At 72.2% G+C, this 24,988-nt stretch carries 24 protein-coding genes and 1 pseudogene; 8 read left to right on the forward strand and 17 right to left on the reverse strand.

Annotation, left to right across the window (positions count from 1 at the left end; translation table 11 throughout):
* Nucleotides 1–10: 10 nt before the first annotated feature.
* Nucleotides 11–409, reverse strand: a complete 399-nt coding sequence (locus ACZ7EG_RS39060; RefSeq protein ID WP_471089467.1) for a nuclear transport factor 2 family protein — start codon at nt 407–409, stop codon at nt 11–13.
* A gap of 69 nt (nt 410–478) precedes the next feature.
* On the opposite strand from ACZ7EG_RS39060, the gene ACZ7EG_RS39065 reads away from it, so the two are divergent.
* Nucleotides 479–1,042, forward strand: coding sequence for a PadR family transcriptional regulator (locus ACZ7EG_RS39065; protein ID WP_471089470.1), 564 nt, complete (start codon nt 479–481; stop codon nt 1,040–1,042).
* A gap of 4 nt (nt 1,043–1,046) precedes the next feature.
* The gene (locus ACZ7EG_RS39070) at nt 1,047–1,790 is read left to right on the forward strand and encodes a class I SAM-dependent methyltransferase (RefSeq protein ID WP_471089474.1); all 744 of its coding nucleotides are present in this window, start codon (nt 1,047–1,049) and stop codon (nt 1,788–1,790) included.
* Between the two features lie 3 nt (nt 1,791–1,793).
* Here the strand turns inward: ACZ7EG_RS39070 and ACZ7EG_RS39075 are convergent, their stop codons facing one another.
* From ACZ7EG_RS39075 to ACZ7EG_RS39110, 8 genes are all read right to left on the reverse strand, one after another.
* Nucleotides 1,794–2,615 (reverse strand): alpha/beta fold hydrolase, encoded by an 822-nt coding sequence (locus ACZ7EG_RS39075; protein ID WP_471089476.1) that lies wholly within the window; start codon nt 2,613–2,615, stop codon nt 1,794–1,796.
* A gap of 56 nt (nt 2,616–2,671) precedes the next feature.
* Nucleotides 2,672–3,481, reverse strand: coding sequence for a GntR family transcriptional regulator (locus ACZ7EG_RS39080; RefSeq protein ID WP_471089479.1), 810 nt, complete (start codon nt 3,479–3,481; stop codon nt 2,672–2,674).
* Nucleotides 3,482–3,612: 131 nt separating this feature from the next.
* Nucleotides 3,613–4,779, reverse strand: a complete 1,167-nt coding sequence (locus ACZ7EG_RS39085) for a serine hydrolase domain-containing protein (protein WP_471089482.1) — start codon at nt 4,777–4,779, stop codon at nt 3,613–3,615.
* Nucleotides 4,780–4,894: 115 nt separating this feature from the next.
* Nucleotides 4,895–5,863, reverse strand: coding sequence for an acetylxylan esterase (locus ACZ7EG_RS39090; protein WP_471089485.1), 969 nt, complete (start codon nt 5,861–5,863; stop codon nt 4,895–4,897).
* Between the two features lie 111 nt (nt 5,864–5,974).
* Nucleotides 5,975–6,556, reverse strand: coding sequence for an Rv1733c family protein (locus ACZ7EG_RS39095; protein WP_471089488.1), 582 nt, complete (start codon nt 6,554–6,556; stop codon nt 5,975–5,977).
* Nucleotides 6,557–6,789: 233 nt separating this feature from the next.
* Nucleotides 6,790–7,545 (reverse strand): ferredoxin reductase, encoded by a 756-nt coding sequence (locus tag ACZ7EG_RS39100; RefSeq protein ID WP_471089491.1) that lies wholly within the window; start codon nt 7,543–7,545, stop codon nt 6,790–6,792.
* Nucleotides 7,538–8,143: a sulfite oxidase-like oxidoreductase gene (locus ACZ7EG_RS39105; protein WP_471089494.1), complete on the reverse strand. Its 606-nt coding sequence runs from the start codon at nt 8,141–8,143 to the stop codon at nt 7,538–7,540. Before ACZ7EG_RS39105 ends, ACZ7EG_RS39100 begins: the two co-directional genes overlap by 8 nt.
* An 88-nt stretch (nt 8,144–8,231) precedes the next feature.
* Entirely contained in the window at nt 8,232–8,708 is a 477-nt protein-coding gene (locus tag ACZ7EG_RS39110) for a MarR family winged helix-turn-helix transcriptional regulator (RefSeq protein WP_471089497.1), read from the reverse strand.
* 232 nt (nt 8,709–8,940) lie between these two features.
* Between ACZ7EG_RS39110 and ACZ7EG_RS39115 the strand changes: the two genes are divergently transcribed.
* Nucleotides 8,941–9,744, forward strand: coding sequence for a putative protein N(5)-glutamine methyltransferase (locus tag ACZ7EG_RS39115; protein WP_471089501.1), 804 nt, complete (start codon nt 8,941–8,943; stop codon nt 9,742–9,744).
* Between the two features lie 5 nt (nt 9,745–9,749).
* Here ACZ7EG_RS39115 and ACZ7EG_RS39120 read toward each other — a convergent pair whose 3' ends face one another.
* Nucleotides 9,750–11,828: a SpoIIE family protein phosphatase gene (locus ACZ7EG_RS39120; RefSeq protein WP_471089504.1), complete on the reverse strand. Its 2,079-nt coding sequence runs from the start codon at nt 11,826–11,828 to the stop codon at nt 9,750–9,752.
* 249 nt (nt 11,829–12,077) lie between these two features.
* Between ACZ7EG_RS39120 and ACZ7EG_RS39125 the strand changes: the two genes are divergently transcribed.
* The 3 genes from ACZ7EG_RS39125 to ACZ7EG_RS39135 all read left to right on the forward strand — a co-directional run bounded on the left by ACZ7EG_RS39125 (nt 12,078) and on the right by ACZ7EG_RS39135 (nt 15,758).
* Nucleotides 12,078–12,446, forward strand: a complete 369-nt coding sequence (locus ACZ7EG_RS39125; RefSeq protein WP_471089537.1) for a hypothetical protein — start codon at nt 12,078–12,080, stop codon at nt 12,444–12,446.
* Nucleotides 12,447–13,162: 716 nt separating this feature from the next.
* Nucleotides 13,163–15,178 carry an FAD-dependent oxidoreductase gene (locus tag ACZ7EG_RS39130; protein ID WP_471089507.1) on the forward strand — a complete coding sequence of 672 codons (2,016 nt, stop codon included), beginning with the start codon at nt 13,163–13,165 and terminating at the stop codon, nt 15,176–15,178.
* Between the two features lie 28 nt (nt 15,179–15,206).
* A complete protein-coding gene (locus ACZ7EG_RS39135; RefSeq protein WP_471089510.1) occupies nt 15,207–15,758 on the forward strand; it encodes a PadR family transcriptional regulator in 552 nt (183 codons plus the stop codon).
* A 163-nt stretch (nt 15,759–15,921) separates the two neighbouring features.
* Here ACZ7EG_RS39135 and ACZ7EG_RS39140 read toward each other — a convergent pair whose 3' ends face one another.
* Together ACZ7EG_RS39140 and ACZ7EG_RS39145 are read right to left on the reverse strand one after the other, a co-directional pair.
* Nucleotides 15,922–16,461, reverse strand: coding sequence for a hypothetical protein (locus tag ACZ7EG_RS39140; RefSeq protein ID WP_471089513.1), 540 nt, complete (start codon nt 16,459–16,461; stop codon nt 15,922–15,924).
* A gap of 170 nt (nt 16,462–16,631) precedes the next feature.
* Nucleotides 16,632–17,612, reverse strand: coding sequence for a fibronectin type III domain-containing protein (locus ACZ7EG_RS39145; protein ID WP_471089516.1), 981 nt, complete (start codon nt 17,610–17,612; stop codon nt 16,632–16,634).
* Between the two features lie 418 nt (nt 17,613–18,030).
* Between ACZ7EG_RS39145 and ACZ7EG_RS39150 the strand changes: the two genes are divergently transcribed.
* On the forward strand, nt 18,031–18,777 hold the full coding sequence (locus ACZ7EG_RS39150) for a glycoside hydrolase family 75 protein (protein ID WP_471089519.1): 747 nt from the start codon (nt 18,031–18,033) through the stop codon (nt 18,775–18,777).
* 72 nt (nt 18,778–18,849) lie between these two features.
* Here ACZ7EG_RS39150 and ACZ7EG_RS39155 read toward each other — a convergent pair whose 3' ends face one another.
* From ACZ7EG_RS39155 to ACZ7EG_RS39175, 5 genes are all read right to left on the reverse strand, one after another.
* Complete coding sequence (locus ACZ7EG_RS39155; protein WP_471089522.1) at nt 18,850–19,260, reverse strand: PTS-dependent dihydroxyacetone kinase phosphotransferase subunit DhaM; 411 nt, start codon at nt 19,258–19,260, stop codon at nt 18,850–18,852.
* Entirely contained in the window at nt 19,253–19,852 is a 600-nt protein-coding gene (dhaL, locus tag ACZ7EG_RS39160) for a dihydroxyacetone kinase subunit DhaL (protein ID WP_471089525.1), read from the reverse strand. The genes ACZ7EG_RS39155 and dhaL overlap by 8 nt, the downstream gene beginning before the upstream one ends.
* A 49-nt stretch (nt 19,853–19,901) precedes the next feature.
* Nucleotides 19,902–20,894, reverse strand: coding sequence for a dihydroxyacetone kinase subunit DhaK (gene dhaK, locus ACZ7EG_RS39165; protein ID WP_471089528.1), 993 nt, complete (start codon nt 20,892–20,894; stop codon nt 19,902–19,904).
* A 223-nt stretch (nt 20,895–21,117) separates the two neighbouring features.
* Nucleotides 21,118–22,083, reverse strand: a complete 966-nt coding sequence (locus tag ACZ7EG_RS39170) for a glycoside hydrolase family 6 protein (protein ID WP_471089531.1) — start codon at nt 22,081–22,083, stop codon at nt 21,118–21,120.
* A 99-nt stretch (nt 22,084–22,182) separates the two neighbouring features.
* On the reverse strand, nt 22,183–24,273 hold the full coding sequence (locus ACZ7EG_RS39175; protein WP_471089534.1) for a glycoside hydrolase: 2,091 nt from the start codon (nt 24,271–24,273) through the stop codon (nt 22,183–22,185).
* A gap of 473 nt (nt 24,274–24,746) precedes the next feature.
* Between ACZ7EG_RS39175 and ACZ7EG_RS39180 the strand changes: the two are divergent.
* Nucleotides 24,747–24,988, forward strand: a pseudogene (locus ACZ7EG_RS39180) (alpha-galactosidase); the annotation flags it as partial.

Here is a 24,988-nt window from a genome sequence, read left to right on the forward strand (position 1 = left end):
CACGTGTCGCTCAGACCGAGCGGGTCCTTGCCTCCTCGGCGATCCGCTCGAACTGCTCGCCCATGGCCGCCGCGAGTGCCTGGGCCGCCGACAACGGGCGCACCATCACCGTGAATTCGTCGATGAGGCCGTCCTCGTCGACGTGGATGAAGTCGCAGCCGCTGATCTCCCGGTCGCCCACGCGCGCGGCGAAGACCAGGGCGTGGTCGCTGCCGTTCACGTCGTTGATCTCGCGCACGTAGCGGAAGTCCTGGAAGACCCCGGAGACGGCACGCAGGATCGCCGCCGTGATCGCCTTGCCGGCGTACGGCTTGAACACGACGGGGCTGGTGAAGACGACGTCGGGCGCCAGCAGCGCCTCGGCGGCGTCGAGGTCGAGCTTCTCGATCGCCTCACGGAATGCACGCATCGAACCCGCCTTGGTCAATTTGTTGAGTAGGTGCGGAGTAGAATAATCACGGGTTGATACGGTGTCCACATGTCTCTCAAGTACGCCGTTCTGGCGGCCCTCCTGGAGGGCGAGGCCTCGGGGTACGAGCTGTCCAAGGTGTTCGACGTGTCGCTGGCCAACTTCTGGGCCTCGACCCCGCAGCAGCTCTACCGGGAACTGGAGCGCCTCGCGCGGGACGGACTGATCGAGGCCAGGGTGGTGCGCCAGGAACGGCGGCCCGACAAGCGCATGTTCACGCTGGCCGAAGCCGGCCGGCAGGAGCTGGGCACCTTCGCCGCCACGCCGCCCCGGCGGCCCACCACCATCCGCGACGAACTCCTCATCAAGATCCAGGCCATGGACGGCGTGGACCCGGCGGCGACGCGTGCGCTGGTCGAGGAGCGCGAGGCGTGGGCCCGCGGCAAGCTCGCCCGCTACCGTCGCGTGCGCGAGCGCCTCCTGGCCGGCCGCGGCGAGGAGGAGTACCTCCGTGAGGCCGACCGTGTCGGCCCCTACCTCACCCTGATGGGAGGCATCGCCTTCGAGGAGGAGAACATCCGCTGGTGCGAGCGCGTACGCACCGTCCTGCAGCAGCGTGCTCACCTAGGCTGAGCCGATGTTCAGCCCCGAAGGCCCCAGTGTGCGCGAACTCGCCGTCCAGGCGCTGTCGTCCGTCGAGCGCGGCTACGACCTCCTCGCGCCGAAGTTCGACCACACGCCCTTCCGGACACCCGACGCGATCCTCGACGCCGTGGGCTCGGCCCTGCGGTCGGCCGGGCCCTTCGACGCCGGACTCGACCTGTGCTGCGGTACGGGAGCGGGCGTCGGTGTGCTGGCAGGGGTGTGCCGGGAGAGGGTCACCGGCATCGACTTCAGCGAGGGCATGCTCGACGTCGCACGCGAGCGGGTCGGGCCGACGGGCCCGCCGGTCTCCTGGGTCCGCGCCGACGCCCGCGCGCTGCCCTTCGCGCCCGCCTTCGACCTGGTGGTCAGCTTCGGAGCCTTCGGGCACTTCCTGCCCCGCGAACTGCCCGGGCTGTTCGCGCAGGTCCGCTCCGTCCTGCGACCGGGCGGCTGCTTCGCCTTCCCGCTGGTCGCCCCGCCCCGCCCGGGCTCACTCGGCTACTGGAAGCTGCTCGGCTTCGACACCGTCATGCGGGTGCGCAACGCCCTCTGGCGGCCTCCGTTCGTCATGTACTACCGCGCGTTCCGCCTGGCGGACGTACAGCGCGAACCCGCGCGGGCCGGCTTCCGGGTGGAGCTGCGCACGCTGCCGGAGTTCGGCCGGCGACCGGACGGCAGCCCCCGGGTGCGTCTCGTCATGGCCCGGCTGCCGGACGAGGCCCGGCAGCCGCGGTGAGGGTCAGCCGCGCAGGAAGTTCAGCAGATCGTCGTTGAAGGCCTTCTCGAAGTCTCCGACCAGGCCGTGCGGGGCGCCCGGGTACACCTTCAAGGTCGCGTCCTTGACCAGCCGCGAGGTGCGGTGTGCCGAGGCGGCGATGGGCACGATCTGGTCGTCGTCCCCGTGCGCGACGAGCGTCGGCACGTCGATGCGCCGCAGATCCTCCGTGAAGTCGGTCTCGGAGAACTGCGCGACGCAGTCGTAGGCGCCCTTCAGACCGGCCTGCATGCTCCACCTCCAAAACGCCCGCCGCATGCCCTCCGACACGGCCGCGCCCGGCCGGTTGAAACCGTAGAAGCTCTCGCTCAGGTCCCAGTAGAACTGCGAGCGGTCCGCCGCCACACCGGCCCGGATCCCGTCGAAGACCTCCATCGGTGCGCCCTGCGGATTGGCCTCCGTCCGCAGCATCAGCGGCGGCACCGCACCCAGCAGCACGGCCTTCGCGACCCGCGCACTCCCGTGCCGCCCGAGGTAGCGGGCCACCTCGCCGCCGCCGGTCGAATGGCCCACCAGGACCGCGTCCCGCAGGTCCAGCGCCTCGATCAGCTCGGCGAGGTCGTCGGCGTACCGGTCCATGTGGTTGCCCCGCCAGGGCTGGCCCGAGCGGCCGTGACCGCGGCGGTCGTGCGCGATCGCCCTGAACCCGTGCTCGGCGACCAGCCGGGCCTGCCCGTCCCACGCGTCCGCGTTGAGAGGCCAGCCGTGGCTGAACACCACGGGCTGCCCCTCGCCCCAGTCCTTGTAGAAGAGCTCGGTTCCGTCGGAGGTCGTGAACGTGGTCATGGGGGATCCTCTCGGGACTCGCCTGGGGACACCGTGCCGTCTCTCGATGATGTCCGTCACCTCCGCGAACCCGCGTCGGAAGCCCGCCGAACGGGTGACCGACGGCGTTCGGGCGCGGGCGGCGCTGCCCGGCCCGGCAGGGTGAACTCGTAGACCAGCGCGTCCTGTCGGGCGTCCACCACGAGGTCGGTGATCTCCAGCGGGCGCGCGTACTGGTCGTGCACCCGCCGCGTGACGCGCACGGACGGCGTGCTTGCGAGCGGGGTGATGGCATCGCGGTGGTGCAGGGTCAGACCGGCCCGGCGCATCCAGTCGTAGGCCCGCCGCAGCTGCGCGGCGGCGGTGCCGTCGGCGCGGTCCCGGTACCGGGCCAGCTCCTCGACCTCCGCCAGCGCCACGGCGGAGAACGAGGTCACGGCGGTCCGCAGGCCCCGGCCGTCGGCGGTCGCGCACCGGTAGCGGTGGACCAGGGTCGGGTGGCCGGGAGGCAGACCCAGGGCCTCGGCGTGGTCCACCGGGGGCGCCTCCCACGTGACGGTGGCGCGGGCGACGCCGCCCGGGGTCTCCGTCCGGGCGCCCAGCGGGAACGCGAGCGACGCCGGGGCCTCGACCGGCAGGCCGGGCAGGGTGGCGTGGCTGCCGCGCCGGTCGGTGGCGACGAGCCCGTCGCGGCGCAGCAGCTCCAGGGCCTGCCGTACCGTCTCCCGGCTGACCCCGAAGTGACCGGCCAGATGCCGTTCCCCCGGCAGCCGTTCACCGGGCGGGACGGTGCCGTCGCGCAGTTCGCCGAGCAACGCGGTCGCGATCCGCCGGTAGAGGGGCTCACCCTCGGCCGGCTGGTGGACGTGCGGGGTGGTGCGGGCCATGCCGCCCCTCCTGTGGGTGACGTTCGGTAGCCGTACGGGCTCGGTGCGCCACCAGGTCTAGCATTGGTCTAAACCACCAGGGAAGGGCGGCCCGGGCGGTTCGGCCGAAACCGGCCCGCCCGCGCCCGCCCTCACAGCGCGTCGTACAGGGCGTCGATCAGGGCCGTCTTTCGCGGGTCGTCGGCGATACGGGAACCCATCCGGTTCATCACATAGCCCAGGGACACTCCCGCTTCCGGGTCGGCGAGCCCGCAGGAGCCGCCGAAGCCGTCGTGTCCGAAAGCGCGCGGGTTGGGGCCGTACGAGCCGCCCGGGCCGCTGAGCCAGAGTCCGAGACCGACCTCCGTCTCGTGCTCGAAGCCGGCGCCGAGCACCAGGTCCCGGCAGCTGCCCTGCCCCTCGCGCACCCGCTCGGCCGCCTCGGGGGACAGCACGCGGTGGCCCCCTCGGGAGCCGCGGCCCGCGAAGAGGCCGTACAGCCCGGCGACGGCACGCGCGGTGCCGTGGCCGTTCGCCGCCGGGATTTCGGCGGCCCGCCACCGCGGGGTGTTCGCCGCGGCGGCGGACACCGCCGGGTTGGTCAGCGCGGCGATGGCCGCCGGCGCCAACTGCGCGAAGACCGCCGCCTGTTCACTGTTCGCCGTGGTCGGCGCCTGAACCAGCTCGGCCGTCCGGCCGGCGTCTTCCTCCGGCAGGCCGATGCGGAAGTCGATGCCGAGCGGGCCGGTCACCTCTCGCGCCAGGAAGGCCCCGGGCGACAGCCCCGACACCCGGCGCACGACCTCGCCGACCAGGTGGCCGTAGGTCAGCGCGTGATAGCCGGACCGGGTGCCCGGTTCCCACCAGGGTTCGGTCGCCGCGAGCCGCTGCGTGGTGAGCTCCCAGTCGCAGAGCTGCTCCAGCGAGTGCGGCTCACGCAGCCCGGGCAGACCGGCGCGGTGCGACAGCAGATGCCGGACGAGGACCTTCTCCTTGCCGGCGGCGGCGAACTCGGGCCAGTACCGGGCCACCGGCGCGTCCAGGTCGAGCAGACCGCGATCGGCGAGGATGTGCGCGCACAACGCCACCGGCCCCTTGGAGGTGGACCACACATTGACCAGGGTGTCCCGGTCCCACGGCCGGGAGCGCGCCGCGTCGGCCCAGCCGCCCCACAGGTCCACCACGGTCCGGCCGCCGACGGTGACCGCCACCGCGGCGCCCAGTTCGCCGCGCTCCCGGAAGTTCTCCTCGAACGCCCGGCGGACCGCGGTGAACGCCGCGTCGCAGTGACCGTGCACCTGTGTCCCGATCTCGGACATGAACCCCTCCGCCGATCGCCCGCCCCGGGCCCGGACCGTCGCTTCGCGGCCCGGGCGCGATGAACGTACCGACTGGTCGGACCGAGCGGAAGCCCGGCGGAGGTGAACGGCCGGATCAGATGTACGACCGCATCCAGCGCAGCTGGGCCGCCTCCTGGAAGGGGCCCCCGCCCTCGTGGTCGTTGAAGTCGTAGACCTCGATCGTCTTGTCCTCGTGGCTCCAGGCGTTGAAGGCCGCGAAGACGGTCGAGGGCGGGCAGGTCTGGTCCTCCAGAGCGGCCGAGAAGAGCGCCGGGGCCCGGCCGCGGGCGGCGAAGTGGACGCCGTCGAAGTAGGACACCGTGCGCAGCGCGTCCTCGGTGCGGCCACGGTGGGTCTTGAGATAGAGGCCGATCTCCCGGTACGGGCGCCGGTCCGTGATCGTCGCCGCGCGCGGGAAGTCGCACAGGAACGGCACGTCCGGCGCGATGCCCGCCAGGTCCGGGACGAGGCCGCCGACCGCGATCGTGATGCCGCCGCCCTGGCTGGAACCGACGGCCACCGTGCGCGCCGGGTCGGTGAGGGGGTGGGAGCGGGCCGCCTCCACGGCACGCACCGCGTCCGTGTAGACCCGGCGGTAGTAGTAGTTCTCCGGGGCGTCGATGCCGCGTGTCATGAAGCCGGGGTACGCGGGCGCGCCGCCCACCGGGTCCGCCGTGCCGCCGCCACCGCCCCAGGCGCTGCCCTGCCCGCGGGTGTCCATCACGAAGTGCGCCCGGCCCGAGGACGCCCACAGCAGGTGCTCGTGCGGGAGCCCGCGCCCACCGCCGTAGCCGACGAACTCCACCACGAGCGGCAGCGGGCCGTCCGCGCCGGCCGGGAGCGTCAGCCAGCCCTTCACCGGGTGGCCGCCGAAACCGGCGAAGGTCACATCGAGAACCTGGACGGTGGACAGGCCCGTGTCGACCGGTTCGAAGCGGGCGTCCAGGTCGTGCAGACGAGCTTCCCGGAGGGTCTTGGACCAGAAGGCGTCGAAGTCCTCGGGCTCGGTGGCCGCGCTGCGGTACTCGCGGAGCTCGTCGAGGGGAAGGTCGAACAGGGCCATGCGGGACCGCCTTGGGTGAGAAGCAGCTACAGGGGCAGCGGATGATCACACTACGTGCGTGGCCGGAGGACTGACCAGGAGTTTGTTCGGATGTTCCGGGGTCCCGCGCCTTCACGCGTTGCGATGCGTCCACTCCGGTTCGATCCGGGCCCACGCCCGGTCCCACTCGGCCAGCCGGCGGCGCAAGGCCACCCGTCGCACGAGGAAGTGACCGAAGAGCACCACGGCCACCGCGCCGCCCGTGGCGCAGACGCCGATGGTGACGGTGTGCTGCCAGACCGCCGTTTCGTCCACCGGCGGCATCACACTGTGCCCCTGGCGGTCGAACCAGACGTCCACCCTCTCGCCGCTCCGGGTGTCCGCGGGAACCCGGGCCGTCGCGGTGCGCGTGGCTCCGCCCGGTTCCGTCCAGCGCACCGTGGCCCGGTACGCGTGCCGCCCGCCGGCCCGCACCGAGGGCAGCGAGTCGTTCCCGCCGACCACCTCGGCCCGGACCCGATGCCGCTCGGCCCGCTGCTCCACCGACAGCGACCGCGCCTCGCCATGGGCCCACCGGGCGGCGCCCGCCCCGGCCAGGGGCGCGCCCACCAGGACGAGGACGGCGACGACCAGCGCCGTCCACGCTTCGACGACATCCGACCGGCGCCGCAGCGGACTGCGCCGCCCGCGCCAAAGTCGCATCGCGGTGCGCATGCCCACCTCCTCGCCCTCACCGCAGGGAGCGCCGGACCGGCCGTGCGGTGCGCCGCCGCTCCCCGCGCATCACCTCACGCGTACCGTGCGGCAGGTCACGCGTACGTGTGCCCTCACAGATGGGATACCCCCTGCGGCGCCCATCGATCGCTCCACGGCCGTACGCACAGCGGCGGCGGGCTGCCGCAACCCTCCGGCTGGGTGCCCGGCGCGAGCGGGACGAAACGCCCGGGTCAGCCGAAGCGCTCGATGCGGATCCGGTCCACCGGCTGACCTGCCGTCACCAGCAGGCGCGAGGCGTGCTCGGCGAAGGAGTTGGAGCCGCACACATAGGCCTCCCACCCACCGGAAGGCTGCTCGGCCAGGAGCGGCACCACATGTGCGGCCGCCATACGTCCGACCGCCACACCCTCCGGCGCGCTCCGGGTGAAGACGGTGGTGGTCTCCGCACCCAACTCACGGGCGTAGAGAAGCTCCTCGGGACTGCGCGCGGACACCACCAACCGCAGCGGCACGGTCAGGTTCCGTGCCCGGTGGTGACGGATCATCGACATCAGCGGCACGACGCCGGAGCCTGCGCCGACCAGCAGCGCGGGGCGGTCGCCGGGCCAGGCGAAGAAGCCGCTCACCGGGCCCCGCACCTCGACCCGGTCACCGGGCCGGGCGACGGTGTGGAACCAACCCGAGACCTCGCCGCCCTCGACGTGATCCAGGGTCAGCTCGACCTGCCCGGAGTCGTCGGGCGCGGATGCGATCGAGTAGTGCCGCTGGGCGGCGTAGCCGTCCTCGGCGGTCAGCCGCACCATCAGGTGCTGGCCGGGCAGGTGCCCCGGCCAGCCCGGCACGGCGAGCCGGAAGGTGGACACGCGCGGGGTCTCGCGGCGGATCCCGACGACAGTGGCGGTCTGCCACTCGGACGCGGCCTGCTCGGGCACGGCGATGCGCCCGGGCACGGCGAACCGGGTGGGCGGCACGAAGGTCTCAGTCACCGGAGTACCTCTGCTCCTCCCAGGGGTTGCCCCGCTCGTGATACCCGTTGCGCTCCCAGAAGCCCGGCTCGTCGTGGTCGAGGATCCGCAGACCCGCGATCCACTTGGCGCTCTTCCAGAAGTACAGGTGCGGCACCAGCAGCCGGGCCGGGCCGCCGTGCTCGGGGGCGAGCGGTCGCCCGTCGTACTCCCAGGCGATCCAGGCGCGCCCGCCGGTCAGGTCGGCGAGCGGGAGGCTGGCCGTGTAGCCGGTGTGCGAGTAGGCAACGGCATGGGTGGCCGACGCATGGGGCCTCACCACGTCCAGGAACGCGTCCAGGGACGCGCCCGCGAACCGCACCCCGAACTTCGACCAGCTCGTCACGCAGTGGATGGCACCCTCGTACGCCGACGGCGGCAGCCGGTGCGCCGCATCCCAGTCCCAGGTGCGGGGCTCGGCCACCAGCCCGTCGACGCGGAAGGTCCAGTCGGCGGCCGCCAGCTCGGGAGTGACCTCGGCCGACAGGACGGGCCAGTCCTCGCCCGCGTCGTACTGGCCGGGCGGCAGGCCGGGGTCGGCGACGCGTGGGCGTCCGGTGAAGCCTCGGGTGATGTGCATGCGGTGGTGCCTCCGGGCCGGTCCGGCGGCGCCCCGCCGGACCCGGTGTGCTCAGTGTTTGCGTATTCAACCGTACGGGCGGGGTGTCCTAGTCCTGCCGGCCGGGACCGGGCGACGCGTTGTAACGCACGAGGTAGTCCGCGAACCGGCTCAGGTCCTCCGCGGGCCAGTCGGCCAGACGCTCCCGGAAGGCCGTGCGGCGGTTCTCGGTGACCTGGGCCAGGATGTGCCGCCCGGCCCCGGTCAGGTGCAGCACCTGGACGCGTTGGTCCGCCGCGTCGGGGCGGCGCTCGACGAGTCCGGCGCGCTCCAGCCCCGCCACCTGGCGGCTGACGGTCGATTTGTCCAGCGCGTAGTGGACGGCCAGGTCGGTGGCCCGGCACCCGCCGCTCTCCTCCAGATGTCCGAGCAGCGTGTACGACACCAGCGACAGCTCGGGGTGCATCCGGCCCGCCGCGGCCCTGGCCCGGCGGGCGAAGACCGTCATCTCCCGCTGGATGGTCTCCACGGCGTCTGCGGTGTGCACGGGCCCTCCCTCACCACGGTGCTGCTCGGCTCCCTCCATGGTTGCACAACCCAACCACCTGGCCGGGCGCCGTCGCGATCGCCGTGTCGACGGGCGGGCCGGTCGGGTAGGGTTGCCGTCCGGCCGGTCAGGACCCGGCCGTCGGAAGCCGAGGAGGTGAGACCCATTACCGCTGTGTCAGCTCGGGTGCTCTCCTCTCGACGTCGCGCGGATCGCCGGTCGTAGGCGATCGCCGGAGCGCCCTTCGGTTCCCGAAAGGCTCTGGGCTTCCATGCCGTCTGTGTCCGCTGTACCCCCTTCCGCGCCGCCCTCCCGTGACCGCGTCGTCCTCGCCCTGCGCGCCGCGGGCTGTGTCTTCGCCGAGGACGAGGCCGAGTTGATCCTCTCCGCCGCCCGCACCCCGGCCGAGGCCGCCGCCATGGTCGAGCGTCGCGTCGCCGGCCTGCCGCTCGAACTCGTCGTCGGCTGGGCCGAGTTCCGGGGCCTGCGCATCGCGGTCGCCCCGGGCGTCTTCGTGCCGCGCCGGCGCACCGAGTTCTTGGTGGAGCAGGCTCTTGCTCGGGCGTCCGGTGCCGCCGTCGTCGTGGACCTGTGCTGCGGCTCGGGTGCCGTGGGAGCGGCGCTGGCCGCCGCCCTCGGCCGCGTCGAACTGCACGCCGCCGACATCGACCCGGCCGCCGTGCGATGCGCCCGCGGCAACATCGCCGCCGCCGGCGGCCGTGTCCACGAGGGCGATCTGTTCGAGGCGCTGCCCCGCGCGCTGCGGGGCCGCGTCGGCATCCTCGCGGCCAACGTGCCGTACGTGCCGAGCGACGAGATCGGGCTGCTGCCGCAGGAGGCCCGGGACCACGAGCCGCTGGTCGCCCTCGACGGCGGCACGGACGGCCTCGACGTCCTGCGCCGGGTCGCCGCACAGGCGCCCGGCTGGCTCGCCCCCGGGGGCTGCGTCCTGGTGGAGACGAGCCGGCACCAGGCACCGGCCGCCGTCGAGGCCTTCGAGCGCAGTGGCCTCACGACCCACCTGGCCGTGTCGGAGGAGCTGTACGCCCATGTAGTGATCGGCGTCGGACCGTAGCGCTCTCAGTCCGGTGCGGTCGCCCGCGCGATGAGCAGGGCCACGTCGTCGAAGTTGTCCGGCTCGTGCAGCGTGCGCAGCAGCAGGTCGCAGACGTCCTCCAGCGGCAGATCGGGCCCGTCGAGCAGGGACAGCAGTGTCTCGAGCCGTTCGTCGATCGGGTCGCGCCGGGTCTCGACGAGGCCGTCGGTGTAGAACACCAGCCGGTCGCCGGGCTCGAGTTCGACGGTGGTCGTGGAGAAGGCGACACCGCCCACCCCGAGCGGCACCCCGGTCGGCAGGGCGAGCAGCTCCGGCGGCCGCCCGGCCCGGACCCGCACCGGCGGCAGGTGCCCGGCGTTGGCGATCCGGCACTGCCGCAGATGCGGGTCATGGACGGCGTAGACACAGGTGGCGATGGCCTGTTCGAGACCCGCGGTGATCTTGTCGAGGTGCTCCAGGAGCACGTTCGGATCGAGGCCGAGGGAGGCGAGGGTGTGGGTCGCCGTGCGCAGCCGCCCCATCGCCGCGGCCGCGGGGATTCCGCTGCCCATGACATCGCCCACGACGAGTGCCGTCCTGCCGCCGTCCAGCGGGATCACGTCGAACCAGTCGCCGCCCACCTCGCTCGTGGCCCCGGCCGGCTGGTAGCGGGAGGCGACCTCGAGCCCGCCCGTGACCGGCGGGTGGCTGGGCAGCAGACTGCGCTGGAGGGTGAGCGCGGTCTCACGGGCGCTCTGGTACCAGCGGGCGTTGTCGATCTGCACGGCGGCCCGGGCGGCCAGCTCGCGCGCCAGCAGCAGGTCGTCCTCACTGAACGGCAGCGGATTGCGGGTGCGTTTGAGGTCCAGGGCCCCCAGCACCTCGCCGCGCGCGATCAGTGGTACCGCCAGATACGAGTGCACCCCGGCCCGGCCCAGCAGCTCGGCGGCTTCCGGGGAACGGGCGATGTGCACCAGGTCCTCGTCCTTGACCTCCGGCAGCATCACCGGGCTCGCCGTGCGCACGCACCGGGTGACGAGCCGGTCGGGCGCGTACCGGGCGACCTGCCCGGGAGTGTCGGCCGCCTCCAGCGCCTCGGCGGAGTCGTACCCCTGGACCGCCAGCGCGCGGATCACGGCCGACTCGGCGGGGCCCAGGCTGGTGCGCCGCCCCTGCACCACCGCGTCCAGCAGGTCTACGGCCGCGATGTCGGCGAGTTCCGGCACGGCCACGTCGGCCAGCTCGCGGGCCGTGCGGTCCAGGTCCAGCGTGGTGCCGATCCGCCCCGAGGCGTCGGCGATCAGGGCCAGGCGCCGGCGCGCCGCCTCGGCCTCGATGCCCGCCCGGTACTGCTCGGTGACGTCGACGATCGAGACGGCCACGCCCAGCACGGTGCCGAAGGCGTTCTCCAGCCGGTACAGCGAGATCGACCAGGCGTGGTCCTGGTGCGGATCGGCCGGGGTGCGGCCGATCGTGGACTGGTCGACGACCGGCGTGCCCGTCTCCAGCACCCGGCGCGTCGCGGATTCCAGGGCGTCCACGTCCATCCGGGGCACCACCTCGCGAGGGGTGCGGCCGATGTGCTCCTCGGCCGGTACGCCGTTGATCTCCTCCAGCGCCTTGTTGACCGAGACGTACCGCAGCTCGGTGTCCAGCACGGCCAGCCCGGTCGGGGACTGCGCGATCATCCGCGTCGACAGCGCCACCTCGCGCTCCAGCCGGCGCACGGTGCTCTGGTCGGCGCACAGCCCCAGCGCGTAGACGTCGCCCTGGTCGTCCAGCAGCCGCATGTTGCGGAACTCCACGAGCCGGGTGCTGCCGTCCTTGCGGCGGACCGGGAAGGCTCCCGCCCAGCTCTGACCGGTGCCCATGACGTCGGCGAACAACTTGACCACGAGGTCGACGTGCTCCTCGTGGACCATGATCCGGGCGGCGTACTGCCCGAGTGCCTCCTGGGCGTCGTACCCGAACAGCTCCTCGGCCTGCGGGCTCCACAGCACGATGCGGCCCTCGGCGTCCAGGACCACCGAGGCCACGCGCAGCACGTCCAGCAACCCGCTCGGACGCGCCGGCCCGCGCACCGGACCGTCGCCTGCGGATTCGGGAGACCCGGCTGCACTCATCCCACGCCCCGCCTTCGCCGTCCTCGCGGCACGCCGTCGTGTGCCGACACCCCATGTTCTACCGCGCGGAGCCGTTCCTCGAAGGCCCCTTCCGTCACCTTCCACCATCTCCCAACCCGGCGCGGACCGCCCCGCAAAACGTCACCGGGAGAACGGCACCGCCGGTAGTGCTCACCGGAAGGTGGTGCTTTGCTGGGGTAGGGGCGGATACGGCAGCCGGTGGCCTCGACAGGAGCGATCACGATGGCGATGAACCACGAGCGACCGCACCCCCACTCCGTCTCGGTGGAGATCAGCGGGTGCAGCAAGCACGACGCCAGGACGGTGTTCGACGCACTGTGCTCCTGCTTCGAGTCCGACCGCTCTGCCGACGACGTGCCCGAGGAACTGCACGAGACCCGCCCGACCGTGTGGCTCGGCACCTTCGACGTCGCCGACGAGCACGAGGGCGCGCGGCCGGTTCACCTGTCGTCGTCCGTCGACGCCGACCTGCAGGGCGGTTACTGGGCCATCGAACGGTTTCGTACGACCCTGGACTCGCTGTTCGACGTGCACGATCTCAGCACGGTCTCCGGCGACCAGGAGAAGGAACTGCACGTGCGTCTGCAGAGCCGCTGACCGCCTCCTGACTCCTCACCCCGTGAGCAGGTCGAGGACCGCCCGCCGGTAGACGGCGTGCACCATGGGCAGATCCGCCGGCTGCACCCGTTCGTCCACATCGTGCAGCCCCTCGCAGGGCAGGCCGAAGCCGGCCGTGGCCGGGGTGCCCTCGGCCGCCGGGAGATTGCCGCCAGGTGCACCCGTGCGTCCACGCCGTGCAGCCCCTCGCGGGGCAGGCCGAAGCCGGCCGTGGCCGGGGTGCCCTCGGCCGCCGGGAGATTGCCGATGGGGAACCCGCCGCTCACGCCGGGCAGCGGACTCGCGTCCAGCAGCCGCACGAGGTGGGCCGCCCCGCGACACGCGCCGATCACCACCCGGCGCGGCCCGGAGTGCCCTGATGTCCCGTGCACGGTGATCTGGGCCCGCCACAGCCCGCCCCCGCCGACCACGACCTCGTCAAGGCCCGGGCAGCCGATCATCACCCCGGCCGGGCGGACCGCTTCCGGGTCGGCGAGGTACGCCCGGGCGCCCCCGAAACCGTCGGTGTGCTCGTCGGCGTCGAGCAGCACCGCGAGCCCGCCGCGCAGCTCGCCCGCGAGGTCCACCACGGCGGTCAGGTCCCAAGGTCTCTGGTCATGGCCCTACTGTGCCCTTCATCACCTTGTGCAACTAGTTGCATAAACAGTCGGTAGTCCTCTACAACTACAGGCACGACACCGCGCACGGAGGGCCCGATGAGCCGTTACCCGCACCTGCTGACCCCCCTCGACCTGGGCTTCACGACCCTGCCCAACCGGGTCCTCATGGGCTCGATGCACGTCGGTCTGGAGGAGGCCGAGGGCGGGTTCGCGCGCATGGCCGCCTTCTACGCCGCCCGCGCCCGCGGGGGAGTGGGCCTGATCGTCACCGGCGGCATCGCCCCCAACGACGAGGGGCGGCCCTCCGAGGGCGGCGCCAAGCTCACCACCGAGGAAGAGGCCGAGCAGCATCGGGTCATCACCGACGCCGTGCACCGCGAGGGCGGGCGGATCGCGATGCAGATCCTGCACTTCGGCCGGTACGCCTACCACAAGGACCTCGTCGCCCCGAGCCCGGTCCAGGCACCGATCAGCCCCTTCCCGCCCCGCGAGCTCACCGACGCGGACATCGAGCGGACCATCGACGACTACGCCCGCGCCGCCCGCCTCGCCCGGCAGGCCGGCTACGACGGTGTCGAGATCATGGGCTCCGAGGGCTACCTCATCAACGAGTTCATCGCGCAGCAGACCAACCACCGCACCGACGGATGGGGCGGCTCCTACGAGAACCGCACACGCTTCCCCCTGGAGATCGTGCGCCGGGTCCGCGAGGCCGTCGGTGAGGACTTCATCGTCATCTACCGGCTGTCCATGCTGGACCTCGTCCCGGGCGGCTCGACGCTCGACGAGGTCATCGCCCTCGCCAAGGCCGTCGAGGCCGCCGGGGCGACGATCATCAACACCGGCATCGGCTGGCACGAGGCCCGCATCCCCACCATCGCGACCTCCGTGCCGCGCGGCGCCTACACCTGGGTGACCAAGCGGCTGATGGGTGAGGTGTCCGTCCCGCTCGTCACCACCAACCGCATCAACACCCCCGAACTCGCCGAGGAACTGCTCGCCGAGGGCGCCGCCGACATGGTGTCGATGGCCCGCCCGATGCTCGCCGACCCCGACTTCGTCACCAAGGCCGCCGCCGGCCGTCCCGAGGCGATCAACACCTGCATCGGCTGCAACCAGGCCTGCCTCGACCACACCTTCAGCGGCCTGATCACGTCCTGCCTGGTCAATCCGCGCGCCTGCCACGAGACCGAGCTGGTGCTCTCCCCGACCCGGCTGCGCAAGCGCGTCGCGGTCGTCGGCGCCGGCCCGGCCGGCCTCGCCTGTGCGGTCTCAGCCGCCGAACGCGGACACGACGTGACGCTGTTCGACGCGGCGAGCGAGATCGGCGGCCAGCTCAACGTCGCCCGCAAGGTCCCCGGCAAGCAGGAGTTCGACGAGACGCTCCGTTACTTCCGCACCCAGCTCGACTGGCACGGTGTCGACATCCGGCTGAACACCCAGGTCACGGCCGCCGACGTCGACGGGTTCGACGAGGTCGTCGTCGCCACCGGCGTCACCCCGCGCACCCCCGAGATCCCGGGTGTGGACCACCCGAGCGTGGTCGGCTACCTGGACGTCCTGCGCGACGGCGCCCCCGTCGGCGACCGGGTCGCGATCCTCGGCGCGGGCGGTATCGGCTTCGACGTCGCCGAGTTCCTCACCGACGGCGGCGACAAGGCCCACGAGGACCCGGCGACGTACTTCCGCCAGTGGGGCGTCGACATGGACTACCGCGGCCCGGGCGGACTCGCCGCGCCCGAGCGGCCCGCCCCGCCGCGCACCGTCCACCTGCTCCAGCGCAAGACCTCCAAGGTCGGCGCCGGCCTCGGCAAGACCACCGGCTGGATCCACCGCACCGAGCTCAAGCACCGCGGCGTCACCATGGTCCCGGGCGTGCGCTACGACCGGATCGACGACGCCGGACTCCACATCACCGTCGGCGAGGAGAGCACGGTCCTCGAAGTCGACACGATCGTGCTCTGCACGGGCCAGGAGCCGCGCCGCGGCCTGTACGAGGAGCTGCTCGCCGCCGGGCGCAGCACGCACCTCATCGGCGGTGCCGACGTGGCCGCCGAGCTGGACGCCAAGCGCGCCATCAAGCAGGGCACGGAGCTCGCAGCCGCCCTGTAGTGCGGATACGCGTCCCTAGGATGAGGCCATGTCACTCCCGCACGCGATCCTGACCGCCCTGCTCGAGAAGCCGTCATCGGGCCTGGAGCTGACCCGCCGCTTCGACCGGTCCATCGGCTACTTCTGGTCGGCGACGCACCAGCAGATCTATCGCGAGCTCGGGAAACTCGAGGCCGAAGGTTTCATCAGGGCCCTGCCGTCAGAGCAGCCGGCCCGCGGGCAGAAGAAGAGCTACGAGGTCCTGCCCGCGGGCCGCGCCGAACTGGCCCGCTGGACCTCCGCCTCCCAGGACCCCAAGCCGCACCGCGACGCGCTGCTGCTGCGGCTCAGGGCGGCGGCCGTGGTCGGCACGGCGGGTCTGGAGGCCGACCTGCGGCGCCATCTGGAGCTGCACGAGCGGCAGCTGGCGGAGTACGAGGAGATCGAGAAGCGCGACTTCCCGCCGGGCCGGGGCGGCACCGAGGACCGGCTGCGGCATCTCGTGCTGCGGGCCGGCATCGACCTGGAGACCTTCTGGACCCAGTGGCTCAGGCGCGCCCTGGCGGACGTCGCCGAACTCCCGGACGGCCCACCCACCTGACCGACCTGACCACCTGACCACCTGACCGACCCGGCCGACCCGGCCGACCCGGCCGACCCGGCCGACCCGGCCGACCCGGCCGACCCGGCCGACCCGGACACGACATGACGGCGGCCCGCCCGCCCGGAGCGCTTCGGGGGAGCGGGCCGCCGTCCGCACCGGATCAGAGCCGGTACGGCTTGTTGCGCCGGCGCAGGTACCAGGCCGTCCCGATGAGGCCCGCTCCGACCAGCGTGCCGCCCGCCACCAGCGTGACGGTCCCGTAATCCGTCGTGCTGCCGCCGACCCCGCCCATCACACCGCGGGACGGCGAGACCGAGGGGGACGCGGACCGCGAGGGGGAGGGGGCGGTGGAGACCACGACGGACTGCGTGCCCGCGGTGGTGCCGTCCGAGCAGACGACGATGACCGTGTACGTGCCCGGGGAGACGTTCGACCAGGCCGCGGACTGACTCAGGGACGTCCCCGACAGCGTCACCTGGCGGCCCTGGGCGAAGCTGCCCTGACTGCTGGTGAGGAGCGAGGCGGTACCCCAGCTGCCGTTGATCTGGGTGCACGAGCTGGTCGTGACCGACACCGTGGACCCCGTGGTGCTCACGGAGATGCCCGGGCCCGCGACGGCGGGCACCGCGGCCAGGGCGAGGGGCAGCGCGGCGACTGCCACGGTCAGGCCGGAGCGGAGAACTGACGATGAGTTGCGCATGTGGACTGCCCTCCGGCGGCACGGTCGGCGGTACATCCCTGGCGCCGCCGAGGGTCGGGGAACGCCCGTGCTGCCTCGGGGTCAGCCAAAGCGCCCCCGGCCACGGCCGCACTCCGAGCGCCCCCGTGCAGGTGACGGGTTCCTCCTCCCGGCCGATGCCGCGCAGGACGTCAGGGCCCCGTCGTCACCGTCCGCTCCGCCGAGAGACCTCCCCAGGTGCCGTCCGGCAGCATCGCCCTGATACGGACCCGGTGGGTGACACCGGCTCTCCGCCCCACGTAGAAGCTGTACGTGGCCCGGTCACGCGGGGCGCTGCCGCCGAACACCAGGGACGTGGCGGGCCGGCCGTCCAGCTGGATCCGGTACTCGGTGACCTCACCGTCCACGCGGGGCGGCACCCAGCTCAGGTCCAGGTGGTACGCCCCGTCCGCACGGTGGCTCGTCACCCGGAACCCGGTGGGGGCGGTGGCCCGGCCGTCGCCGGTGCCCGGGGTGGTGAGGCGGACGGTGGGTGCGGCGGGGGAGAGGTTCCCGGCCGCGTCCCGGGCCCGGACGGTGAACGCGTAGCGCGTGCCCGGCCGCAGCCCCGTGAGTACGGTGGCCGTCTGGTCTCCGCCCACACTGTGGATCTTGGTGCCTCCTTGGTGGATGTCGTACGACACCACACCCCGGTCGTCCGTCGAGGCCGACCAGGACAGCTGGACCGCCCGGCTTCCCACCGCCCGGCCGTGGGGCGCCGACGGGCGGGTCGGCGCGGAGCGGTCGTCCGCCACGGCCGCGGGCGTCTTCGCCCGCACCCGGCGGCTGGGTGGCCCGAGCCGCCCGTCGGCGTCCCGCGCCCGCACGGAGAAGACGTACAGCGTGGAGGGCCGGAGTCTGGTGACATCCACCATGTGCTGCGAACCTGGTACTTCCTTGACCTTCGTGGTGCCGCGATACACCTCGTAGACATCGGCCCGGTCGGTCGTGTTCCACATGACGTGCACGCTCGTCGCGCTGCCCGACGCGGCGGTGACACCCGTCGGCGCACCGGGCGCACGGCCGCCGTCCCCCTCCTCCGCCCCGGCCGGGCCGCAGGAGGTGACCAGCGCGAGAGTTCCGCAGAGCGCCAGGTGGCGGAGGAGGGCTGAGGGAGTGGGACGTCCTCGCACGACACTGCCTCCGCGGGGTGGTCGGCCGGCCGGTACACGGGAATGGTCCGGACCAATATGACGCCGTTGGCGGGACCGCATCAAGAGGGCGTCCGGTCGAACAGGGATGTTCTGGCCGCAAGGGGCGCGCCCCGGCCGTGCGTGACCTCCCGGGAGCCTTGCGTATGCTGAAGGCCTCACGGTCGAACTCCGGCTCCACGAAGAGGAGTTCGTCCCTGTCGCGCGGACCGCTGTCGTCGCAGAAGCCGCGCCGGCCCGGGCGGCCGGGGGGCCGGAGTCTTACGCGGGCTCAGGCCCCCGGCCCCCGTCGGGGGTTGAGGACGTGCGCCGTCCGGCCCCCCATCGGTGGCCGGGTGATCGTCGCGGGAACAGATTGGGCTGAGTGCCCGTCAGGTCCCCCATGAGAGGCTCCCGTATCGTGCGTGTCCAGTCGCTCACCCTGGCCGCGGCCAGCGCCGTCCTGCTCGCCCCGACGACACCCCCCGCCGCCCACCCCCGGCCCGACGTCCTGCTCGCCCCGACGACACCCCCCGCCACCCACCCCCAGCCCACGGTATGGCGCGAGAGCACTGTGAGCGCCACCGACCTGCTCGCCGAGGTGCGCGACTGCACCCCCGTCTCCCGGGGCCGCTACCGCAGTGACTACGGCGCACCCGCGACCATCCCCGTCTGCGGCACCCGCGACGTCGTGTTCTGGAAGGCCGACATGGACATCGACTGCGACGGCCGGCCCGGCCCCCGCTGCAACGTCCGCACCGACCCGTACTTCGCCGCGAGCACGGCCTACCCCCAGTCGGACGGCCGCCCGCTGAGCGCCGAACGCCTGCCCTTCATCGTCGTACCCGCGCCGAGCCGCCGCTGGGACTACCGGGACCACGGCATCGGCGGCGGTTCGGTGGTGGCCGTCGTGTACCGCGACCGCGTGCAGTACGCGGTGGTCGGCGACGCGGGCCCGCGGGGCATCATCGGAGAGGCGTCCTACGCGACCGCCAAGGCTCTCGGCATCCGCGCCGACCCGCACGGCGGCGGCGTACGCTCCGGCGTCACCTACATCGTCTTCAAGAACACCAAGGTGTCGCCCGTCGAGGACCACGCAGCCGCCGTGGCGAAGGGGGAGCGGGTGGCGAAACGGCTCGCGACCGGGAGCCGGGCGTACGGGGGCTGAGCGGCTGACGGCACCTCACCAGTACGCCTGCGGCCGGGCACACCGCCTTTTCGCGTGCCCGGCCGCGGCGCCTCACACCTTCCGGTAGGTGTACGCCTCCGTGGCGGCCGCCTCCACCGCCGCCAGGTCCGCCCCGGTGGACGCCGTGACGACCGCGGCCACGGCCCCCTCCACGAACGGGGCGTCCACCAGGCGTGTGCGCTCGGGGAGTTCGTCGCCCTCCGCCAGCAGCGCCTTCACCGTGAGCACCGCGCTGCCCAGGTCGGTCAGCACGGCGACTCCGGCACCGCGATCGACGGACGCGGCCGCCGCGGCGATCAGCTCGGAGCTGGTGCCGAGCCCGCCGCCCTCGGTACCGCCCGCCGGAGCGACGGGTACCGCCGGGCCGCCGCCCGCGAGCCCCTTCGCCAGCTCGGCGACCGACGCGGCCACCTCCGCGCTGTGCGACACCAGCACGATTCCCACCAGCTGCTCGTCATTCACCGGCGGCCTCCGCGAGTGCGGCGATCAGCAGCGCCGAGGATGTGGCGCCCGGGTCCTGGTGCCCGATGCTGCGCTCGCCCACATAGCTCGCCCGGCCCTTGCGGGCCTGCAGGGGCGTCGTCGCCACGGCGCCCTCCTCGGCGGCGGTCCGGGCCGCCGCGAACGAGTCGCCGAGCGCGTCCACCGCGGGCACCAGCGCGTCGATCATGGTCGCGTCGCCCGGGGCGGCACCGCCGAGCGTCATGACCGCGTCCACCCCCGCACGGAAGGCCTCGGCCAGCTGCTCCGCACTGACTTCGCCGGCATCGCCCAGCGCCTTCCCGGTACGGCGCAGCAGCGTCCCGTACAGCGGCCCCGACGCGCCGCCGACCGTCGAGATCAGCTGGCGTCCGGCCAACGTCAGGACCCCGCCGGGCGTGTCGGGGGCCTCCTTCTCCAGGACGCTCACGACGGCCGTGAACCCGCGCTGGAGGTTGCTGCCGTGGTCGGCGTCCCCGATGGGGGAGTCGAGGGCGGTCAGCCGTTCCGCCTCCCGGTCGACGGACGCGGCGGTCGCCGTCATCCAACGGCGGAAGAAATCGGCGTCGAGCACTGGGTCTCCTTGCCTGGTAGGTATGTGGTGATCCGCTACCCCCTGGGGGTCACACGCCCCAGCGCAGGCCCGGGGTCTTGACCGGCGCGTCGTACAGCCGCAGCAGCTCCTCGTCGACCTGGCACAGGGTGAGCGAGGCGCCCGCCATGTCCAGGGAGGTGACGTAGTTGCCCACGAGGACGCGGGCCACGGGGACGCCGCGCTGGGCGAGCACCCGGTGCACCTCGGCGTTGAAGCCGTACAGCTCCAGCAGCGGTGTCGCGCCCATGCCGTTGACCAGGACCAGCACCGGGTTGCGCGGCTGGAGGTCCTCCACCACCGCCTCGACGGCGGCCTCGGCGATCTCGCCGGAGGTCATCATGGCGCGCCGCTCCCGGCCGGGTTCGCCGTGGATGCCGATGCCCAACTCCAGCTCGCCGGGCGGGAGATCGAAGGTGGGGCTGCCCTTGGCGGGGGTGCTGCAGGCGCTCAGCGCGATTCCGAAGCTGCGGGAGCTCTCGTTCACCTGCCGGGCGATGGCCTCGACCCGCTCCAGAGGCATTCCCTCGGCTGCGGCGGCGCCCGCGATCTTCTCCACGAACAGGGTCGCGCCCGTACCGCGACGGCCCGCCGTGTACAGACTGTCCGTCACCGCCACGTCATCGTTGACCAGCACCTTCGCGACCCGGATGCCCTCGTCCTCGGCCATCTCGGCGGCCATGTCGAAGTTGAGTACGTCCCCGGTGTAGTTCTTCACGATGAACAGCACGCCGGCCCCGCTGTCCACGGCGGCGGCCGCGCGCAGCATCTGGTCGGGCACGGGGGAGGTGAAGACCTCGCCCGGACAGGCCGCCGACAGCATGCCGGGGCCCACGAAACCGCCGTGCAACGGCTCGTGCCCCGAGCCCCCGCCCGAGACCAGCCCCACCTGTCCGGTGACGGGAGCGTCCCGCCGCACGATCACCCGGTTCTCCACGTCCACGGTCAGCTCCGGGTGGGCAGCCGCCAGACCGCGCAGCGCATCCGCGACCACGTTCTCCGGGACGTTGATCAGCATCTTCACGGGTACCTCCTAGACAACCTAGTAGATGAGCCCTCGAACTCCAGCTTCGCAGCTCACATCACGTTTGACCAGTTGTCGATCTTGGCTTCTCGTATCGGTCCCTCTCGGACCGCAACGTCCTGCGGGCCGAGGTCGACCGCACCCGTGAAGGACGCGGACGGCCTCGGCCCTGGTGCCGGATCAGCCAAGCACGGAACGCAGGAAGTGCCCGAACGGCCTGGGATCAGTAGCCGTAGATCATCTTGTAGGCGACCTCGGGGAGGAACTGCCCGGCCGAGGAGCCGCCTCCCACGCCGCAGTTGCCGTCCGACTCGCCGGGAACCTTGATCCACAGAAGCATCTCGGCGCCTCCGCCCAGCCGGGTGGGGGTGCCGATACGGCGGCCCGACGGGTTGCACCACTGGCCGTTCGAGCCGTTGCCGTTGCGGCTGGTGTCCACGACGAACGGCTTGGTGTAGCCGTACCGGGCGCTGAGTTCCCTGTTGACGGCGTCGGCGTACGCGGTGTTCTCGCCCGTGGTGAGGTAGTTGGAGACGTTGAGCGAGAAACCGTGAGCCTGCCGGACACCGGCTTCGTGAAGACGCCGGGCCATGGTCGCCGCGCTCGCCCAGGCCGGGTTGCCGGCGTCGAGGTAGACCCAGGTGTGGGGAGCTCGGCGGCTGAACTCGGCGAGCGCACCGGTCAGCATGCTCTCACGTTCGTCGATCTGCGCCTGGCTCATGCAGCCGTAGTCCCCGAGGGAGTCCGGTTCGAGGACGACGACGGCCGGGCGGTCGGCGATCCCGCCCGCGAACTGGGCGATCCAGTTCGCGTAGGCGGACGGCGACGAGGCTCCGCCCGCGGAGTGTCCGCCGCAGTAGTCACGGTTGTAGATGTTGTAGGCGACGAGGAGGGGCAGCTTGTCCCGGGCGTCCGCGGCCCCCGCGTACGCGCCGGTGGCGGTGCCGATGCTGCCGCTCCAGGAGCCGAACCAGCGGGCCGTCGGGGTATTGGCGATGGAGGCGTTGATCGCGGAGGCCCGGCCGTCGCCGGGGTTGGCGGCGACCCACCGTTTCGCGCTGGAGTCGGGGTCCACGTAGAACCCGTTGGTCATGGTCGTCGGGTCGGCCGCGTGAGCGGTCGGGGCGGCGGCGAGCGCCAGCGGCAGTGAGGAGAGCGCTGCCACCAGGGCGAGGAGCCTGCGGTGCATGACGGGTACCTCGGCTTTCCGGCAGGGGGCGGGTGAAGGTCGGGGGCGGGCCGGGAATGGGGAGCGCTCCCACGGAAGCGCTCCCCACGGCACGGTCGGTCAGCAGGACGAGTTGGTCTGGGTGAGCAGGCCGAGCCGCCACGGGAGCAGGTTGTAGTCGCCGCCCGCGTTGGGGTTCATGCCCTGGTAGAGGTACTGGAGCCGGCAGGCCGGAATGGTCAGTGTCTGGTCGTGGCCGGCCCGGATCATCTCGCCGTGGCTGATGTCCCGGGTCCAGCCGCCCGAGGGGAAGGAGACGTTGTTGGCCCGTGCGAAGGGGTTGCTCTCGGACGAGGCCAGGGGCGTCCAGGAACCGGCCAGACTGCCCGAGGTCCAGGACCGGAAGTAGCGTCGGCCGTCCGATCCGATGGCTTCGACGAGCAGCAGATACTGGTTACTGCCCTGCACCTTGTACACGTTGCTCGCCTCGAACAACGCGTACTTGGAGTCCTTGGCCGCGATGACGGTGTTGGTGAACCCGTTCGGGAACTGACCGGTGGTCGTCTGCGAGCGGTACAGGTGTCCGTTGTCGTCGGAGGAGAACAGGTAGCAGTTGCCGCTGTCGCAGATCACCCACATGTCGACCCAGTGACCGTTGCCGATGTTCTGCCGGATGATGTCCGGCATCGACGAGTAGAAGTTGCGCGGCGCGCTCCATCCGTTCGGGTTGCCGATGTCGGGGTTGGTGGAGTATGAGGCGTTGCCGGTCTGGTACACGAGGTACCACAGGCGTTGCGGCGCGTAGTAGAAGACCTGCGGCGCGGCCCGGTACCCGCGACCGATGGCGGTGCGGTCGAGATAGTGGTGCGTGGCCGAGCCGGCCTGGGACCAGTCGCTGAAATTCAGGTAGACCAGGTTGTAGCCGGAGGAACCGGCGGTGCTGGCGAACATGTGGTACTTGCCGTTGTACTGGACGACCGTCGGGTCCTTGATCCCGGCGATGTTGTGGGTCGAGTCCGGCTTCGGGGAGATCAGCGGGCCGCTGGAGCTCCACGAGTAGCGGTTGGGCAGAGCGGCGGCGTCGGTGGCGCCGCGTGAGCCGGCGGGCGTGCCGCTGGTGACGTCCGGCGTGCCGCGGCCGGTGGTGGAGGTGCCTCGGGAGGCAGGAGGCGTACTACGGGCCGCGGTGGGCGTGCCGCCCATCGTCGACAGTGTCGCGTTGTACGCCGGCTTCTTGTTGCCGTTGCGGTCGAACAGCAGCGGGTTCTCGCCGCTGCGCCAGGAGTCGCTGTCGCGGATGCCCCAGACCGTGATGCCGGTGCAGCGCGCGACGTTCATGCAGGCTCGCACCGTGTTCGCGTAGGCCGTCGTCGATGCCTGTGCGATGTCCAGCTCGGTGATCTGGACGTCCACCCCGAGGGCGGCGAAGCTCGACAGCGTCGTCTGGAAGCTGCCGGGCGGGCCGCCGGCGCCGAAGTGGGCCTGGAGGCCGACGCAGTCGATGGGCACCCCGCGCGCCTTGAAGTCGCGCACCATGCGGTAGACGCCCTGCGTCTTGGCGTCGCTCCAGTTCTCGATGTTGTAGTCGTTGTAGCAGAGCTTGGCCGCCGGGTCCGCGGATCGCGCCGTGCGGAAGGCCTGCTCGATGAAGCCGGTGCCCAGCACGTCCCGGAAGACCGAGCTGCGCATCTGGCCGCTGCCGCCGTCCGCGAAGGCCTCGTTGACCACGTCCCACGAGTGGATCCGGCCCTTGTAGCGGTTCATGACGGTGGTGATGTGGTTGTTCATCACGCCGCGCAGTGTGTTCGCGTCCCTGATGGAGCTGACCCAGCCGGGCAGTTGGGAGTGCCAGACCAGGGTGTGGCCGCGCAGGCGCTGACCGCGGGCCTGCGCGCGATCGGCGATCTGGTCGGCGCGGCTGAAGGTGAACGAGCCGCGGGACGGCTCGGTCGCGTCCCACTTCATCTCGTTCTCGGGGGTGACCGAGTTGAACTCACGGTCCAGGATGCCGGTGTACGTGCCGTCGCCGAGCCGTCCGGCAGCCACGGCGGTTCCGAAGTACCGTCCGGACTGGGCCGCCTGGGCGCCCAGGGTGGAGGCCTGCACGGCGTCGGGCGCACCGGTCGCCGTCCCCGGTGTCACCAGGACGGTGGCGGCCAGCAGGCCCAGGACGGAGGCTCGGCGACAGCCGAGCCGTTTCAGTGGGTTCATGGTTTTCCTTGTGGAGGGGGTGGGGGGTTGCGTGGTGCGAGTGCGATCAGGTCGCTTCAGGGCGCGGACAGCGAACGCCTGCGTGGCGTGGTGAAGAAGGGCGAATCGGTAGCCCGTGACCCTGGAGGTGCCTTGCCTCGTACGGGGTGGAGCACTACTTGGTTCGGTATGCCGAACATGCTTCGACGTGTCGAGCACCCTGGATGATAGGAGGCTCTCGAATCCCGTCAATCCTTCTCGCATTATTCGACTCTCGCCTCGAAACATTCGAAGCCTTCGTAGTCAAATCTCCGCAGGTACATCGCTATCCCCGTACGGATGCTCGCGCAGTTGACATGTTCGGGCCTCCGTCTACCATCCCTGGCATCACGAGTTTCGGAATGGCATGCGAAATTTCGAACCGACGGGATGTCATGAACGTGACAGTCACGGCGTCACCCGCTCACGGCACCCGTCCGGCTGAGGAGGCACCGGTGCCCAGACGATCAGGCGGACGACTGCTCCGCCTTCTCGCGACCACCGTGCTGACGGTCACCACGTCCCTGGTGGCCTCCGCACACTCCACCGCAGCGGCTGCGCCGGGCAGCCCGGCGCTCACCCCGCCGCTCGGCTGGAACAGTTGGAACAGTTTCGGATGCGGGATCACCGAGGCGCAGGTCCGCCAGGCCGCCGACTCGATGGTGTCCTCGGGGATGCGGGACGCCGGATACCGGTA

The sequence above is a fragment of the Streptomyces sp. NPDC037100 genome (assembly GCF_055606225.1).